Source organism: Propionicimonas sp. T2.31MG-18, assembly GCF_964266745.1.
Lineage (GTDB): Bacteria > Actinomycetota > Actinomycetes > Propionibacteriales > Propionibacteriaceae > Propionicimonas.
This window is the reverse complement of the sequence record NZ_CAXWGX010000001.1, coordinates 364,626-380,130: the sequence shown is the minus strand read 5'-3', so window position 1 is coordinate 380,130 and position 15,505 is coordinate 364,626. Positions and strand designations below refer to the sequence as shown.

Below are 15,505 nucleotides of genomic sequence, written 5' to 3'. Positions count from 1 at the left end.
TGCCGGTCATGCGGTGGTGCCGGGCGGCTATCCCTCGCTCGCCTTGCTCAGCACCTGGGTCCGCCGGGACCGTGGCCGCCGTTCCCCCGTGTCCTGCGCGGCCCCGTCCTCACCCGACGGCTCGTCCGACCCTACCGCGGACTCGTCCGCCTCGGCCATGGGGTCGTCCGCTCCCGGCTCGCCCGCGCCGTCCCACTCGTCCACCGCCAGGTCGGCGCCGTCGTCCAGCGACAGGTCGTCGGACGCTGCGAGGTCGTCCGCGCCGTCGGGGAACAGCGAGACCTGGGTGGGCTCGTCGGACGGGGCGTGCACGGCGTCGGCGACCTCCGTGGTCGTCGCTGCGGCGGGCCGCGTCGCGTGCGGTCGGTTGCCCGGCTGCCGCGAGGGCGTGTACTCGTAGTACTTGAGGTTCTTGTCCCGGCCGCGGCGGGCACCGTTCAGCACGAGGCCGAAGATGTTCACGCCTGCGCTGTCGAGCTGGGCGACGCACTTCTCCAGCGAGGTCGTGGTCGTCTTGCGGTTGCGGGTGACGAGCACGAGGCCGTCGGCCTTGTGGGTGATCATGGCCGCGTCAGCCACCGCGAGCACCGGCGCGGTGTCGACGACCACGGTGGGGTACTCCCTCGAGGCCCGCGCGAGCAGGCCGGACATGGCCGCCGACCCGAGCAGCTCGCCCGGGTTGGGCGGCATCGGGCCGGAGGTGAGCACCGTGACGCCGGAATCGCCCAGCGGCTGGACGGCGTCGGCGAGGGTCTGCTGGCCGACGAGCACGTCGGTCAGCCCGACCGAGCCCTCCACCTGCGCGTACTCCGCGACGCGGGGACGCCGCAGGTCGGCGTCGATCAGGAGCACCTTCTGCCCGCTCTCCGCCAGGACGGTGGCCAGGTTGATCGCGATGGTGGACTTGCCCTCGCCCGACACCGCGGACGACACGACGAGCACCACCGGCTGCTTCGACATCGTGGCGTAGCGCAGGTTGGCCTGGAGTTGCCGGAAGTCCTCCGCCACGAGGCTGGTCGGGTCCTGCAGCATGACCATCGCCTGGCCCTCGCCCTGCTCGATGTCACGGATCGCGCCGAGGAACGGCCGCTGGGTGACCCGATTCAGGTCCTCCGAGGACTTGATGCGCTGGTCGAGCAGGCGGACCAGCAGGACGATCCCGCCGACCAGGATGAGCCCGACGAAGCCGCCGAGCAGCATGTTCAGCCGGGTGTTCGGGGTGTAGGCGTAGGCCGCAGGGACCCCCTCCTCGATCAGCCGGACGGTGACGGTCGAGTCACCGGACTCCTTGCGCGGTGCGATGGACTCGACCGCCTGGCGCTGCTCGTCGGCGATCGCGTTGGCGATGCGCGCGGCGAGTTCCGGGCTCGCGGACGAGACGGTGATCTGCATGATCATGGTGCCGCGGGGCGTGGCGACGGAGACCTGGTTGGCCAGCTCGTGGCTGGTCAGCGGCAGCGACTCGCGTTCGATCACCCGGTCGAGGACGAGCTGGGAGGTCACCAGCTCGCCGAACGACAGCATCTGGCTCTCGGTGTAGCTGGAGCCCTGGGACAGGTCGCTGGCGGTGTTGCCGAAGCTCAGTGCGTAGTAGAGCACGGACGTCGACTGGTACAGCGGGGTGACGAGCTGGGACAGCCCGTAGGCCACCACTGCTCCCATCAGCCCGCCGCCGAGCGCCCAGGGCCAGATGCGCAGCAGGGTCCTGAACGACAAGCGCGACATGGCAACCAAGTTAACCCACCCCCGCAAGGCTCACGGGACGCTCGCGCGCGGCGAGACCGGGGGTTGCTTTCGCACCGGCCGTCGGGGCGACGCCGAGACCCGACACAGCGAGGCCGACGACGAACCACACCAGGTGCGCGTACTGCGTGATCAGCGCGACGGTGAAGAACGCCGGGATGAGGGCGACGACGGTGGCCAGTGCCTCGTCCCCGCCGCGCAGGAGCAGGCGCAGCGCGGCGATGGCGAAGGCCACGCACAGGATCAGGGCGGGCACCCAGCCGTTCGACACCGCGTGCAGGATCACGGCGCTGTCGATCGAGCCGAAGCTGCCGACGGTGGACGTGCCGTCCGTCGTCTGCACGACCAGGTCGGACTGGCCCACGGGCTTGAGTTCGGGGATCACGTCCCACAGCCACAGCCGGTACAGCGCCGAGTCGGTGTAGCCGCCGCTGTCCTCCGCGAACGCGTCGGAGGCCACCAGGAGCACCACCGGCACCGCCACGCCCGCCAGGCCGAGCAGGATCGCCCGCAGCCGCAGCGACATCGAGGGCGAGCGCAGGATGACGAGGGCGATCCCGATCGCCGCGGTGATGAGGCCGATCCGGCTGAAGGTGAGGACGAGGGCCACGGCCATCACGCCGACCGCGGCCAGCTTCGCGCCGGTGCGCAGGCGGCTGGCGAAGGTGAGCACCATGGCGATGGCGAGGCTCGCGCCGAGGGCGATGGAGTGGCCGAAAGCGCCCTCCGCCCGGACGTAGCTGCCGCGGTACTGCTGCGGCCCCCACACGGCGAAGGCGCTGGTGCCGTTGCCGGTGAACTCGAGCCACAGGTTGCGGCCCGTCGCGAACTCGGCCACGGCGAGGACGGCGACCACCGTGAAGATGACCGCGAGCATCGTGGCGGTCGCGCGCAGCCCGACCTTGATGCCGGCCAGGCGCCCGGCGAGGTACATCAGGCCCCAGGTGGCGACCAGGTACACCTGCCCGAAGCTGACCACCCGGAGCAGCCAGCTGCCGACGGCCAGGGCGAACAGCACGAGCAGGACGACGTCGAAGGCCCGGATCCGCGAGAGCAGCCCCACGCGCGGCGAGTGCGCGCCCGCGGGCGCCAGCGCCAGCGAGACGACGCAGAGCGCGCCGAGGGCGATGTGCGGGGTGACGTAGGGCAGCACGTTGCCGCCCACCCAGATCGGCACGGCGGCGATGCCGATGCCGAACAGCGCCAGCGTCCATCGCGGCCGTGGGACGAAGACCGCGAGCCCGACCAGGCCGGCCAGCCCGACCGCGAGCAGCAGGAGCACCTGCTGGAGCTGGCCGGCCGTCATGCAGGGATCCTAGTCGGACGGGTGCGGGCGCCGGCCGGACGGCTCAGCCGATGATGGTGATGGTGTGGGTGGTGGGGGTGCCGGCGGTCTTGTTGTGGATGGGGTCGTGGACGGTGCTGGTGATGGTGCCGGTGGTGGTGTTGATGGTGAGGATGCGGACGGGGTTGTAGGTGGGTCCGCCGAGGTCGTTGCCGAGGTAGGAGACGACGGTGTTGCCGTTGGGCTTGTCGGAGCGGCTGGCGAAGCCGCCGGTGTGGCCGGAGAAGACGAGCTTGATGTTGGGGTACTTGGAGATGAGGTTGTCGTAGAGGTACTTGGGGCTGTTGTTGCCGTAGCCGCCGTTGGAGGTGGAGATGGAGGCGTCGCCGTTGAGGTAGTGGTGGGTCTGGATGATGACGTTGTGGTCGGGGTGGGTGGCGACGACGTTCTTGGCCCAGGTGACGACCTCGGTGCGGGGCCACAGTTCGAGGGTGAGGACGAGCCACTTGGTGTTGTTGGCGGTGAAGGTGGTCCAGTAGTTGTCGTCCTTGCCGGCGGTGTAGGCGCCGCCGACGTTGCCCATGCCGGTGAGGGGGAAGGTCTTGTTGAACTCGTCGGTGTCGCGCACGAGCAGCCAGGACTTGCATGCGGCGTCGCCGAGGCGGGTGGGGCATTCGGGGTTCATGGCGTAGGCGGAGCCGCCGTAGCCGGTGGAGCCGGCGACGCCGTTCCAGCCGACGGCGCGGGTGTCGTGGTTGCCGATGGTGGCGGCCCAGGGGAGCCCGGCCTTGGTGAGGACGTCCATGGCGGCCTTGGCGCGGGTGAGCTGGCCGGTGTCGAGCCAGCCCCAGTTGGTCATGTCGCCGGTGTGCAGGACGTAGCGCAGCTTGTAGGTGTCCTTGTTGGCCACCATCCAGTTGACCCGGTTCAGGAACGGGGTGTTCGCGGTGTTGTTCGTCTCGGCCTGGGTGTCCGGAATCACCGCCAACCCGAACGTGTCCTCCGCGGACGCCGGCGGGGTGGGGGTCGAGGTCGCCGCGGCGACGGCGGTGACGCCGACGGCCGCGGCCTTCGCCGCGGTGTAGGAGGAGACCGTGACCGTCCCGTAGCTGAGGGTCTGGGCGGTGGGGGACTGCGCCCACAGGTAGGTGCGGCCGGAGCTCTTGAACCGCTTGCTGGAGGAGTCCTTGGCCACGAGCTGCCAGGACGCCGGCTTCGCTGCGCCGTCCTTCCACGCGCGCAGGTAGACCTTGACGGTCGACTTCGCCACCACGGCGCTCTGGAAGTGGACGGTCTCGCCGGCGGCGACGGTCAGGCCGAGGTCGGCGGTCGCGAGCGAGGTCTCGCTGCCGGAGCGGACGCGGGCCACGGCTGCGGTCACGGCGCCCTCGGCGGAGATGGTGAGCTTCGCGCGGTAGCCGGAGGAGTGCGAGCCCCGGAACTGGATGCCGGTGCTGACCGGCAGGGTGGCGGGCACGGTGACGTCGAGGGAGGCGACCGAGCTGGTCCGCTTGCCGGTCAGCGTCGACCAGGCGGAGGTGCCGGCCGTCAGGGTGAGGGTCCTCGGGGTGGCGGCGGACGCGACCGACGGCACGAGGCCCAGCGTCAGCAGCAGCACACCCGCAACGGAGACCAGCGAGCGCACCAGGCGTGATCGCCGCGCGGCGACGCCTCGGGGGCTGTGGGGGGAAACACGGCTCATGGGTGGCTCCTGGCTCGCGTTCTGCAGGCGCCTGGACGGTCGTCCGGGCGAGCTTCCCCCCAAAAGCTGAGAATATTGTGAACGTTCAACGACCATGATGGCAATTCCCCGGACGGGTGACACCGCCGCGGACGGTCGCCCCCGGGCACGCTCAGACCCCCACCGGCGTGCGGTGGCGAGGGGTGACCGGGTCGGTCGCGATGCTGAGAGCAAGCTGAGGGCGCACCTCGGCGTAGGACTCGCCGACAGACGTCTCGAGCGGCACCTGGCGCAGGGTGAGCAGGTGTGCCAGCTCGGGAAAGCTGGAGTGGTGCGGCCCGAGGATGTGGCTGGAGGAGGCCAGCAGGTAGGTGTCCGTGACCGCCTCGACGATCGCCTGCCGGGTGTTGTAGCCACCCGTCTTCGGCAGGCTCACCGAGCCCGGGAACAACCGGCGCAACTCGCCCTCGGCCTCGGCGGTGTCGCAGGAGAGGTAGAAGCGCAGGTCGCCGTGCTCGGCCACGAGTTCACGCATGCGTCCGACGTACCACGACAGCGGCGAGTGCAGCTTGGTGAGGTCGTGCGCGTTCTGGTGGGCCCGCACCATCACCCCGACGTACGGCGCGGAGCCGAACTCGCGGGCGTGCAGCGAGCGGACCGCGTCCGCGAGGGCCGGCCGCAGGGGGAGGTCGGCGAACGACTCGTACCAGGGGCCCACCCCCGGCGGCAGCGGCAGGGCGCTGCCGCTGCGCAGGTGCCAGATCGGGAGGTCCTTCGCCGCCGGGTCGGCCAGGAGTGTGGCGGGGTCCCGGAACGGTGCCACGGCGCGGAGGGCGACGTCCACCGCTGCCGGCAGGGACGCCCGGTACTCCCACAGGTCGGTGAGCCGGGCGCCGAAGCCCCGGCCCACCGGCCAGTAGTAGGCGAACTCGCGATCCTCGGCGAGGGCGAGCACCTGACCGCTCAGCACCAGGCGTACCCGGTTGCCGAGCCCGTGGAGTGGCCTGCTGGCCACGATCAGGCGCCGCCGCACGTCGACGAACCTAGCGGATGATGGTGATGGTGTGGGTGGTGGGGGTGCCGGCGGTCTTGTTGTGGATGGGGTCGTGGACGGTGCTGGTGATGGTGCCGGTGGTGGTGTTGATGGTGAGGATGCGGACGGGGTTGTAGGTGGGTCCGCCGAGGTCGTTGCCGAGGTAGGAGACGACGGTGTTGCCGTTGGGCTTGTCGGAGCGGCTGGCGAAGCCGCCGGTGTGGCCGGAGAAGACGAGCTTGATGTTGGGGTACTTGGAGATGAGGTTGTCGTAGAGGTACTTGGGGCTGTTGTTGCCGTAGCCGCCGTTGGAGGTGGAGATGGAGGCGTCGCCGTTGAGGTAGTGGTGGGTCTGGATGATGACGTTGTGGTCGGGGTGGGTGGCGACGACGTTCTTGGCCCAGGTGACGACCTCGGTGCGGGGCCACAGTTCGAGGGTGAGGACGAGCCACTTGGTGTTGTTGGCGGTGAAGGTGGTCCAGTAGTTGTCGTCCTTGCCGGCGGTGTAGGCGCCGCCGACGTTGCCCATGCCGGTGAGGGGGAAGGTCTTGTTGAACTCGTCGGTGTCGCGCACGAGCAGCCAGGACTTGCATGCGGCGTCGCCGAGGCGGGTGGGGCATTCGGGGTTCATGGCGTAGGCGGAGCCGCCGTAGCCGGTGGAGCCGGCGACGCCGTTCCAGCCGACGGCGCGGGTGTCGTGGTTGCCGATGGTGGCGGCCCAGGGGAGCCCGGCCTTGGTGAGGACGTCCATGGCGGCCTTGGCGCGGGTGAGCTGGCCGGTGTCGAGCCAGCCCCAGTTGGTCATGTCGCCGGTGTGCAGGACGTAGCGCAGCTTGTAGGTGTCCTTGTTGGCCACCATCCAGTTGACCCGGTTCAGGAACGGGGTGTTCGCGGTGTTGTTCGTCTCGGCCTGGGTGTCCGGAATCACCGCCAACCCGAACGTGTCGCCGGTGGAGGCCACCGAGTTGCTGCCGCTGCTCTGGGAGGCGGTCGCGGTGGGGGAGGCGGTGGCGGTGGTGGCCGTCGCGCTCGCCGTGGGGGCGGGGGCAGCGGCGGCCACGGTGGTTCCCGGCTTGCGCAGGTAGAAGCTCACGCCGGAGTCCGTCCAGCCCTGGGCGATCAGGTTGGCGCGCTCGGTGGCGTCCCAGGCGTTGCGCCGGTGGACGCCCATCTTGAAGCGGTGGACGGCGACGGTGCAGCGGCTGGACGCTGTCGGGGCGTAGAAGTCGACCGACACGACCTGGTAGCCGACCGACTTGGCCGCGGTGATCTGCGCCGGGGTGGTCAGCCACACGAAGTCGGCGTTCTTGGCGTTGTACAGGCGGGTGACCGGGGTGAGCCCGCTTCCGGCGACCGGCGAGGCGCCGCCGAAGACGCCCCTGTTGTCGGTGAAGCCGTATTTCGCCGACCCGGTCGACTCGCCCTGCCAGCGGGTGAGGAGGTCGTTGCCGCCGCGGGTCGGATTGATCGTCCGGTAGACGGGGACGGTGGTGGTCGAGCAGAAATCGGTGGCCGCAGCACTCGTGGGGGTGACGGCCACGAGGCCGCCCACTGCTGCGGTGGCGCCGGCGAGAAGGCCGAGGGCCCGGCGGACGGAGGAACGCATGGTGAACTCCTGAACTTCGGTGGGGGTGACGAACCAGGGGGTCGTGCGGGCCGGTGAGGGGGGTCACGGTCCGACCAAGAGAATATCAGCGGTTTCTCAGCTTGGGCCCGGGACGAGACGGCCGGTTCGCCGCCCCCGGAGCGGGCGCAGCGGCCGTCCGTGGGGCGGACCATCGGAAGACTGGCCTAGTCAGCGGGTTTTGCCGGGCGCAGGGTGAACGCGGCGCCATGCGGGCTGGTGTCGCGGGGGCTCTCAGAATTCATACCACTCGTGGTGGGCGATTTCGTATCGCTCCCGGTACGGCGGTGGACCTCAGCCGGCGAAACCCGCCGTGGGCAGGCCCGTCACCCCGGGCCGCACGGCGAACACCGAACCGGCCTCCGGCTCCGCGTCCTCGGCCAGGCCCTCCCGCGTGGTCGTGATGAACAGCGTGCCGAGGTCGTCGCCGCCGAAGCAGCAGGCGGTCGGCCGCGAGCAGGGGACCTCGATCACGGCCGACACCGTCCCGTCCGGGTCGTGGCGCTGGACGACGTGCCCGGCGTAGCGGGCCACCCAGACGCCGCCGTCGGCGTCCACGCACAGCCCGTCGGGGACGCCGGGTCCCCCGGTGGCGAACTCCCTGCGGCCCGACGGGCCCTCCAGCGGGTCGTAGTCGAACGCCCAGGTCGTCGACGTCCCGGAGTCGTTGAGGTACATCGTGGCGGCGTCCGGGCTCCAGCCCAGGCCGTTGCTGATGGTGAGCCCTGCGACCTGCGGCCGCACCCGCAGCGAGCCCGCGTCCAGGCTGTACAGCGTGCCCGCCCCCGCGGGGAACCCGTAGCCGAGCGTGCCGATCCAGAACCCGCCGTCGGGGTCGCACCCCCCGTCGTTGCAGCGGACGCCGGGGTCGGCGTCCACCGTGGCGAAGCCGGCCAGGTCGGAGAGGTCGTCGAGGTTGCTGATCGCGAGGTCGTGCTCCCTGGCGACGATCGCCCCGCCCCCCAGCCGCGGGCGGATGGCCGCGGCGACGCGCGAGCCCACCGGGGTGCGGACGACGGTGTCGCCGTCCAGGGTCAGCACCTCACCGGCGAACATGTCGACGAACCGCAGGTACCTGCGTCGCTCCCACCAGACCGGGCCCTCGCCGTGGAAGCTGACCCGCCCCGTGACCCGCTCCGCACGCATGGCCCCCATCGTTCGGTTGGCAGGGCCGGGCTGTCAACGTTCCACCCCTTGGTCGGGGCAGGTCCGCGGATGAACCTGCCTCCGGGAACCGATACGGTTGGACCGTATGCGCCGGGGTGTCGGACCTTGCTCCGCCGACGCCGCGGGAGTCGACGCCGACGTTGTGCATCGGCCCTCGCACCGGCCCATTCGGGAGCTGTTGAAGGAGACCCAACGTCAGATGACTGACCACAAGTTCGTGTATGAGTTCAGCGAGGGTGACGCCTCGATGCGCAACCTGCTGGGTGGCAAGGGTGCCAACCTGGCGGAGATGACCGGCCTCGGCATGCCGGTCCCGCAGGGCTTCACCATCACCACAGAGGCCTGCACCCAGTACTACCTCGACGGCGAGGTCATCAACGACGCCATCAAGGCAGAGGTGATGACCTACATCACCAAGCTCGAGGAGATCACCGGCAAGAAGTTTGGCGACCCGGCCAACCCGCTGCTCGTCTCCGTCCGCTCCGGCTCCCGGGCGTCGATGCCCGGCATGATGGACACGATCCTCAACCTCGGCATGAACGACACCGTCGTGGAGGCCTTCGCAGAGAAGACCAACAACCCGCGGTTCGCCTACGACTCCTACCGTCGCTTCATCCAGATGTACTCCGACGTCGTCATGGAGGTGGGCAAGTCGTACTTCGAGGAGCTCATCGACGAGATGAAGGAGGCCCGCGGGGTCAAGCAGGACGTCGAGCTCACCGCCGAGGACCTCAAGGAGCTCGCCGCAGAGTTCAAGGCCCAGTACAAGGCGAAGATCGGCTCCGACTTCCCGTCCGACCCGGTCGAGCAGCTGTTCGGCGCCATCAAGGCGGTCTTCCGCTCGTGGGACAACCCGCGCGCGGTCTACTACCGCCGCATGAACGACATCCCCGGCGACTGGGGCACCGCGGTCAACGTCCAGTCGATGGTGTTCGGCAACATGGGCGACACCTCCGGCACCGGCGTGGCGTTCTCCCGCAACCCGGCCACCGGCGACCCGGGCCTGTACGGCGAGTTCCTGATGAACGCCCAGGGTGAGGACGTCGTCGCCGGCATCCGCACCCCGGAGACCATCGACCAGCTGAAGACCGAGAACCCGGCCGTCTACGACCAGTTCGTCGAGATCGTCAGCAAGCTCGAGAACCACTACGCCGACATGCAGGACATGGAGTTCACCATCGAAGAGGGCAAGCTCTTCATGCTCCAGACCCGCAACGGCAAGCGCACCGCCGCGGCGGCCTTCAAGATCGCCTGCGACCTGGTGGACGAGGGCAAGATCACCAAGGAGAAGGCCGTCTCCATGATCGACCCCAAGCAGATCGATGCCCTGCTGCACCCGCAGTTCGACGCCGCCAAGCTCGCCGCGGCCCAGCCGATCGGCAAGGGCCTCCCGGCCTCCCCGGGCGCGGCGACCGGCAAGGTCTCCTTCACCGCCGAGGACGCCGCCGCGCGCGGCAAGGCCGGCGAGCCGGTCATCCTGGTCCGCCTCGAGACCACGCCCGAGGACATCGAGGGCATGCACTACGCCAAGGGCATCCTGACCGCCCGCGGTGGCATGACCTCCCACGCCGCCGTCGTGGCGCGCGGCATGGGCACCTGCTGCGTCTCCGGCCTCGGCGAGGTGTCCTTCGCCGCGGACGGCAAGAGCTTCAGCCTGGGCGGCAAGACCTTCACCGAGAACGACTGGGTCTCCCTCGACGGCTCCACCGGCAACGTGTACGGCGAGGAGATCGACACCGTCCCGGCGGAGGTCGGCGGCTACTTCGGCCGCGTCATCGAGTGGGCCGACGAGTTCCGCACGATGAAGGTCCGCACCAACGCCGACACCCCGGCCGACGCCCGCCAGGCGCGCGAGTTCGGGGCAGAGGGCATCGGGCTGTGCCGCACCGAGCACATGTTCTTCGAGGCCGACCGGATCGCGGCCATCCGCGAGATGATCGTCTCCAAGACCGTCGAGCAGCGCGAGGCCGCCCTGGCCAAGCTGCTGCCGATGCAGCGCGGCGACTTCGAGGGCATCTACGAGGCGATGGAGGGCCTGCCGGTCACCGTCCGCCTCCTCGACCCGCCGCTGCACGAGTTCCTGCCCACCGACGAGGACGACATCAACGCGCTGGCCGCCGAGATGAAGCTCGAGGTGGCGGAGCTCAAGGAGATCATCGCCTCCCTGCACGAGTTCAACCCGATGATGGGCCACCGTGGCTGCCGCCTCGACGTGACCTACCCCGAGATCGGCGCCATGCAGACCCGGGCGATCATCGAGGCAGCGATCAACGTCCAGAAGCGCCACCCGGAGTGGAAGGTCGTTCCGGAGATCATGATCCCGCTGGTGGGCGAGGTGAAGGAGCTGGCGTTCGTCAAGAAGATCGTCACCGACACCGCCAACGCGATCATCGCCGAGGCCGGCGTGGAGCTGGACTACCTGGTCGGCACCATGATCGAGATCCCGCGCGCGGCCATCACCGCGGACGAGATCGCGACCGAGGCCCAGTTCTTCTCCTTCGGCACCAACGACCTGACCCAGATGACGTTCGGGTTCAGCCGTGACGACGCGGGCAAGTTCCTGGACGCCTACTACCAGACGAAGATCTACGAGAGCGACCCGTTCGCCCGCCTCGACCAGAACGGCGTCGGCAAGCTCGTGAAGACCGCCGTCGACCTGGGCAAGTCCACCCGCCCCGACATCAAGCTGGGCATCTGTGGCGAGCACGGTGGCGACCCGTCGTCCATCGAGTTCTGCCAGCAGGTGGGCCTCAACTACGTGTCCTGCTCGCCGTTCCGGGTGCCGATCGCGCGCCTGGCCGCCGCGCAGGCCGCGCTCAAGGCCAAGTAGCCTCTCGCTGCACAGCCTGTCCTGCACGGTGCGCCGCCCCCCCCGGGGGCGGCGCACCGTCGTTTCCGCCGCGTTACCCGGTAGTGGGAAAACTGCCGCCCGGAGGCGACATTGAGCGGGGACGGCATCGGTGGGAGGATGGGAGTACGCAGATGCGCGCGTCGACCGGGGGGGTCGATGTTTGGGGGGGATTCGCGATGCATCGCACAGTCAGGCGTTCGCACGCCGGGTCGCTGGGGGTCAGCGACCGTCTTGTGCAGGTCCCGGAGCCGATGGGCGTCCGGGACGTTGTCGCGTCCGCACCCTCTCCACGCAGCGTTCACAGTGAGGGGCGAGACAGATGAGCGGCGTCGAGAAGAGGAAGGGCCGCCGGCTGGTCGCACTGCGACTCGCTGTGGCCGGGGCCCTGGCGTGGGGATCGCTCGCCGCGGGGGCAGCCGCCCCGGCGCAGGCGGCCCAGCTGGGCTATCCGGCACCGGTGCAGGGCCGCGGGCCCGACGCGGTGTCCGCCAACACGCTGCCCACCGCGCAGATCGACAGCGGCGTGGTGTGGGCCCTGAAGATCTCGGGCAACACCGTGTACGCCGGTGGCAGCTTCAGCAACGCCCGCCCGGCCGGCGCGGCGACCGGGCAGAACCTGGTGCCCCGCACGAACCTGCTGTCGTTCAACCTCACCACCGGCGCGCTGTCGTCGTTCGCGCCCAGCATCAACGGCCAGGTGAAGGCGCTCGCGCTCTCACCCGACGGCGCCCGGCTGTACGCCGGCGGAGCGTTCACGCAGGTGAACGGCAAGACCCGCTGGCTGATCGCGGCGTTCAACACCGCGACCGGTGACCTTCTGGAGACCTTCAAGCCGTCCGTGGGCGGGTCGTACATCAACTCGATCGTCGCCACCAACAGCGCGGTCTACGTCGGCGGCCTGATCGGCGCAGGCAACGGCGTGGCCCGCAAGAACCTGGTGGCGTTCGACACCAGCGGCAACCTGCTCGGCTGGGCGCCCACCACCGACCTCCAGGTGGACACGATGGTGATGAACACCTCGGGCAGCAAGCTGATCGTCGGCGGTCGCTTCGCCACCGTGAACGGCGTCACCCAGCGCGGCCTCGCCGCGCTCAGCCCGTCCGACGGCTCGCTCCTGCCGTGGGACGTCACCAACACCGTCAAGAACGGCTCGAACACCTCGCCCTACATCGGCAAGGCCGGCATCTACGCGCTCTCCAACGACGGCAACGCCGTCTACGGCACCGGCTGGGTCTACGCCAACGCGACCATCGGCAACCTCGAGGGATCCTTCTCCGCCGACCCGGAGACCGGCGCGGTCAAGTGGATCGAGGACTGCCACGGCGACACCTACGGCGCCTACTCCGACGGTGGCACGGTCTACGCGATCGGCCACGTGCACGACTGCGAGTCGGTCGGCGGCTACCCGCAGAAGGCGGGCAACCCCGGCAACATGAAGAACTCGCTGGCCTTCACCGCCGAGACCAAGGGCACGCTGTGGCGCAGCCCGCGGGTGAGCAGCATCTACGCCGACTGGCAGGGGTACCCGGCCCCGGCGCTGGTGAACTGGTTCCCGGACTGGACCACCGGCACCGCGTCGGGTTCCGGCCAGGCGGGCTGGGTCATCGACGGCAGCGGTGACTACGTCGTGGTCGGCGGGGAGTTCCCGTTCGTCAACGGCCAGTGGTCGCAGGGCATCGCGCGGTTCGCCCGTCCCGGCACGGCAGCCGCCACCCTCGGCCCGCTCCTCAAGGGAGCCGACTGGGTGCCGTCCGTGGCCTCGGTGAGCGACGGGACGGCCCGCGTCACGATCCCGGCCAACTACGACCGCGAGGACATCGACCTCACCTACCGCATCACGCGCAACGGCCAGCAGGTCTACAGCGGCACCACCAGGGCCTTCTACTGGTACCAGCCGGCGGTGACGTTCCTGGACACCGGGCTGACCGCAGGCAACACCTACACCTACCAGGTGACCGCCGTGGACAGCGACGGCAACCAGGCACAGAGCAGCTCGGTCTCGGTGACGGCGTCGGGCACGGCGCAGTCGGCCTACTTCAACCGGGTGCTCGCCGACGGCGCGACCCCGTACTGGCAGCTCGGCACCTCCGGTGACTCGACCTACGCCTACGACGTGCTCGGGATCAGCAACGGCCTCAAGGGCACGGGCGTGACGGTGGCGGGCACCGGCGCGATCGGCTCCGGCGTCGGCTCGACGTTCAGCGGCACGAGCTCCGGCCGCATCGGCGCAGCCCAGAAGCTGGTGAGCCCCGACGACTTCAGCGCGGAGATCTGGTTCAGGACGACCACGAACCGCGGCGGGAAGCTCTTCGGCTGGGGCAGCTCGCAGACCAGCACGTCGAGCAACTACGACCGGCACCTCTACATGCTGAACGACGGGCGACTGAGCTTCGGCGTCTTCCAGAACAACACGGCGAAGGTCGTGACGACGTCGGCCACGTACCGCAACGGTGCCTGGCACCACGCCGTGGTCACCTCCGGTTGGGCCGGCACGACGATCTACGTCGACGGCGTGCAGGCGGCCTTCGACGCGAACGTGATGAAGGGCCAGGAGTTCGACGGGTACTGGAGGGTCGGCGGGGACAACCTGTCCGGCTGGCCGAACCGTCCGAGCAGCGACTACTTCTCCGGTGACCTCGACGAGTTCGCGGCCTACCCGACGATGCTCACGCCGAGCCAGGTGCAGTCGCACTACCAGCTCGCGACGGGCGCGGTCGCGCCCACGGCGTCCTTCACCAACACGGTGAGCGACCTGCACGTGACCCTCGACGGCAGCGCCTCGACCGCGCAGTCCGGCCAGACCATCACCGGCTACAGCTGGGACTTCGGGGACGGCACCCCCGCGGCCACCGGCGCCACTGCGGTCCACGACTACGCCGCCGGCGGCACCTACACGGTGACGCTGACCGTGACCGACTCCCGCGGGCTCACCGGCCAGGCGACCAAGCAGGTCACCGTCGCTCCGGCACACCAGCCGCCGACGGCGTCCTTCACGGTCTCCGACTCCGGGCTGACCGCGTCGGTGGACGCATCGGCGTCCGAGGCCTTCGACGGCGCGACCCTCACCTATGACTGGGACTGGGGTGACGGCACGAGCCACGGCAGCGGCAAGACCGCTTCCCACGCCTACGCCAGCGCCGGGGACAAGACGATCGTCCTGACGCTGACCGACAGCATGGGTGCGACGTCGACCACGAACAAGACCGTCACCCTCACGCACGCCAACCCGAAGGCCTCGTTCACCGCGAGCACCGACGGCTTCACCACCTCGGTGGACGCCGGCGCGAGCACGGCCTCCGACGGCGCGACGCTCAGCTACGACTGGAACTGGGGCGACGGGTCCGGCCACGGCAGTGGCGCGACTGCGACGCACACCTACGACGCCGCGGGCGACTACACGGTGACCCTGACCGTCACCGACTCCCTCGGTGGCAGCGACACCGCGACGAAGACCGTGACCGCGGTCGACCCGTCGTCGCTGGTCGTCGCCGACGCGGGCTTCGGCACCGACGTCGCGTCGGGCTGGGGCAGCGCGAGCAAGGGTGGCTCCTGGACGACGAGCGGCTCCGGCTTCTCGGTGTCCGGCGGGGTCGGCCGGATCTCGCTCGCCGCATCGTCGACAAGGACGGCGAGCCTGAACGCGGTGTCCGAGCAGAACGTGGTGGGCGCCGTCCAGGTGGGCCTGGACAAGGTCCCGGTCGGCGGCCGTGCGGACGTCAACTACGACCTGCGCAAGAGCTCCAACGGGTCGTACCGGGTGAAGGTGCGGTTCCTTGCTGATGCCTCCGTCTCGGTGCTCCTCACCAAGGTCGTCGGCACGACGGAGACCGTGATCACGACCAGGACGCTGACCGGCTACACGTTCGCCGCCGGTGACAAGCTGGACATCACCTTCGAGGTGAACGGCAACGGCACCAGCACCACGGCCCGGGCCAAGGTGTGGGGGCCGGGCCAGTCCGAGCCGTCGAGCTGGACGGTGAGCGGGACGGACGCCACGGCGGCGCTCCAGGGCTCGGGTGCGGTTGGCCTGGTCGGGTATGTTCAGTCCGCCGTGACCAACGGGCCGATCGTGGTCCTGGTCGACAACCTCAAGGTCACCCGGCTGGCCTGACGCGGAGGAC

8 protein-coding genes are annotated in these 15,505 nt (G+C 70.0%); 2 read left to right on the top strand and 6 right to left on the bottom strand.

The window, feature by feature from the left end; translation table 11 throughout:
* Nucleotides 1–27: 27 nt before the first annotated feature.
* The 6 genes from ACFQQJ_RS01600 to ACFQQJ_RS01575 all read right to left on the bottom strand — a co-directional run bounded on the left by ACFQQJ_RS01600 (nucleotide 28) and on the right by ACFQQJ_RS01575 (nucleotide 8,512).
* Nucleotides 28–1,725 (bottom strand): polysaccharide biosynthesis tyrosine autokinase, encoded by a 1,698-nt coding sequence (locus ACFQQJ_RS01600; RefSeq protein WP_377103385.1) that lies wholly within the window; start codon nucleotides 1,723–1,725, stop codon nucleotides 28–30.
* A 10-nt stretch (nucleotides 1,726–1,735) separates the two neighbouring features.
* Nucleotides 1,736–3,049 (bottom strand): hypothetical protein, encoded by a 1,314-nt coding sequence (locus ACFQQJ_RS01595; RefSeq protein WP_377103383.1) that lies wholly within the window; start codon nucleotides 3,047–3,049, stop codon nucleotides 1,736–1,738.
* A gap of 43 nt (nucleotides 3,050–3,092) precedes the next feature.
* A complete protein-coding gene (locus ACFQQJ_RS01590) occupies nucleotides 3,093–4,730 on the bottom strand; it encodes a metallophosphoesterase (RefSeq protein ID WP_377103381.1) in 1,638 nt (545 codons plus the stop codon).
* A gap of 151 nt (nucleotides 4,731–4,881) precedes the next feature.
* Nucleotides 4,882–5,742, bottom strand: coding sequence for a hypothetical protein (locus ACFQQJ_RS01585; RefSeq protein WP_377103379.1), 861 nt, complete (start codon nucleotides 5,740–5,742; stop codon nucleotides 4,882–4,884).
* 10 nt (nucleotides 5,743–5,752) lie between these two features.
* Nucleotides 5,753–7,348: a metallophosphoesterase gene (locus ACFQQJ_RS01580; RefSeq protein WP_377103377.1), complete on the bottom strand. Its 1,596-nt coding sequence runs from the start codon at nucleotides 7,346–7,348 to the stop codon at nucleotides 5,753–5,755.
* Between the two features lie 312 nt (nucleotides 7,349–7,660).
* On the bottom strand, nucleotides 7,661–8,512 hold the full coding sequence (locus tag ACFQQJ_RS01575; protein WP_377103376.1) for an SMP-30/gluconolactonase/LRE family protein: 852 nt from the start codon (nucleotides 8,510–8,512) through the stop codon (nucleotides 7,661–7,663).
* Between the two features lie 220 nt (nucleotides 8,513–8,732).
* Between ACFQQJ_RS01575 and ppdK the strand changes: the two genes are divergently transcribed.
* Entirely contained in the window at nucleotides 8,733–11,363 is a 2,631-nt protein-coding gene (gene ppdK / locus ACFQQJ_RS01570; protein WP_377103374.1) for a pyruvate, phosphate dikinase, read from the top strand.
* 340 nt (nucleotides 11,364–11,703) lie between these two features.
* The gene (locus ACFQQJ_RS01565) at nucleotides 11,704–15,495 is read left to right on the top strand and encodes a PKD domain-containing protein (protein ID WP_377103372.1); all 3,792 of its coding nucleotides are present in this window, start codon (nucleotides 11,704–11,706) and stop codon (nucleotides 15,493–15,495) included.
* The last annotated feature ends 10 nt before the right edge of the window (nucleotides 15,496–15,505 follow it).

Bases quoted from the DNA above. Each gene is read 5' to 3' on its own strand.
- ACFQQJ_RS01600 (WP_377103385.1), bottom strand. From the start codon at position 1,725: ATGTCGCGCTTGTCGTTCAGGACCCTGCTGCGCATCTGGCCCTGGGCG.
- ACFQQJ_RS01590 (WP_377103381.1), bottom strand. From the start codon at position 4,730: ATGAGCCGTGTTTCCCCCCACAGCCCCCGAGGCGTCGCCGCGCGGCGA.
- ACFQQJ_RS01595 (WP_377103383.1), bottom strand. From the start codon at position 3,049: ATGACGGCCGGCCAGCTCCAGCAGGTGCTCCTGCTGCTCGCGGTCGGG.
- ppdK (WP_377103374.1), top strand. From the start codon at position 8,733: ATGACTGACCACAAGTTCGTGTATGAGTTCAGCGAGGGTGACGCCTCG.
- ACFQQJ_RS01580 (WP_377103377.1), bottom strand. From the start codon at position 7,348: ATGCGTTCCTCCGTCCGCCGGGCCCTCGGCCTTCTCGCCGGCGCCACC.
- ACFQQJ_RS01575 (WP_377103376.1), bottom strand. From the start codon at position 8,512: ATGCGTGCGGAGCGGGTCACGGGGCGGGTCAGCTTCCACGGCGAGGGC.
- ACFQQJ_RS01565 (WP_377103372.1), top strand. From the start codon at position 11,704: ATGAGCGGCGTCGAGAAGAGGAAGGGCCGCCGGCTGGTCGCACTGCGA.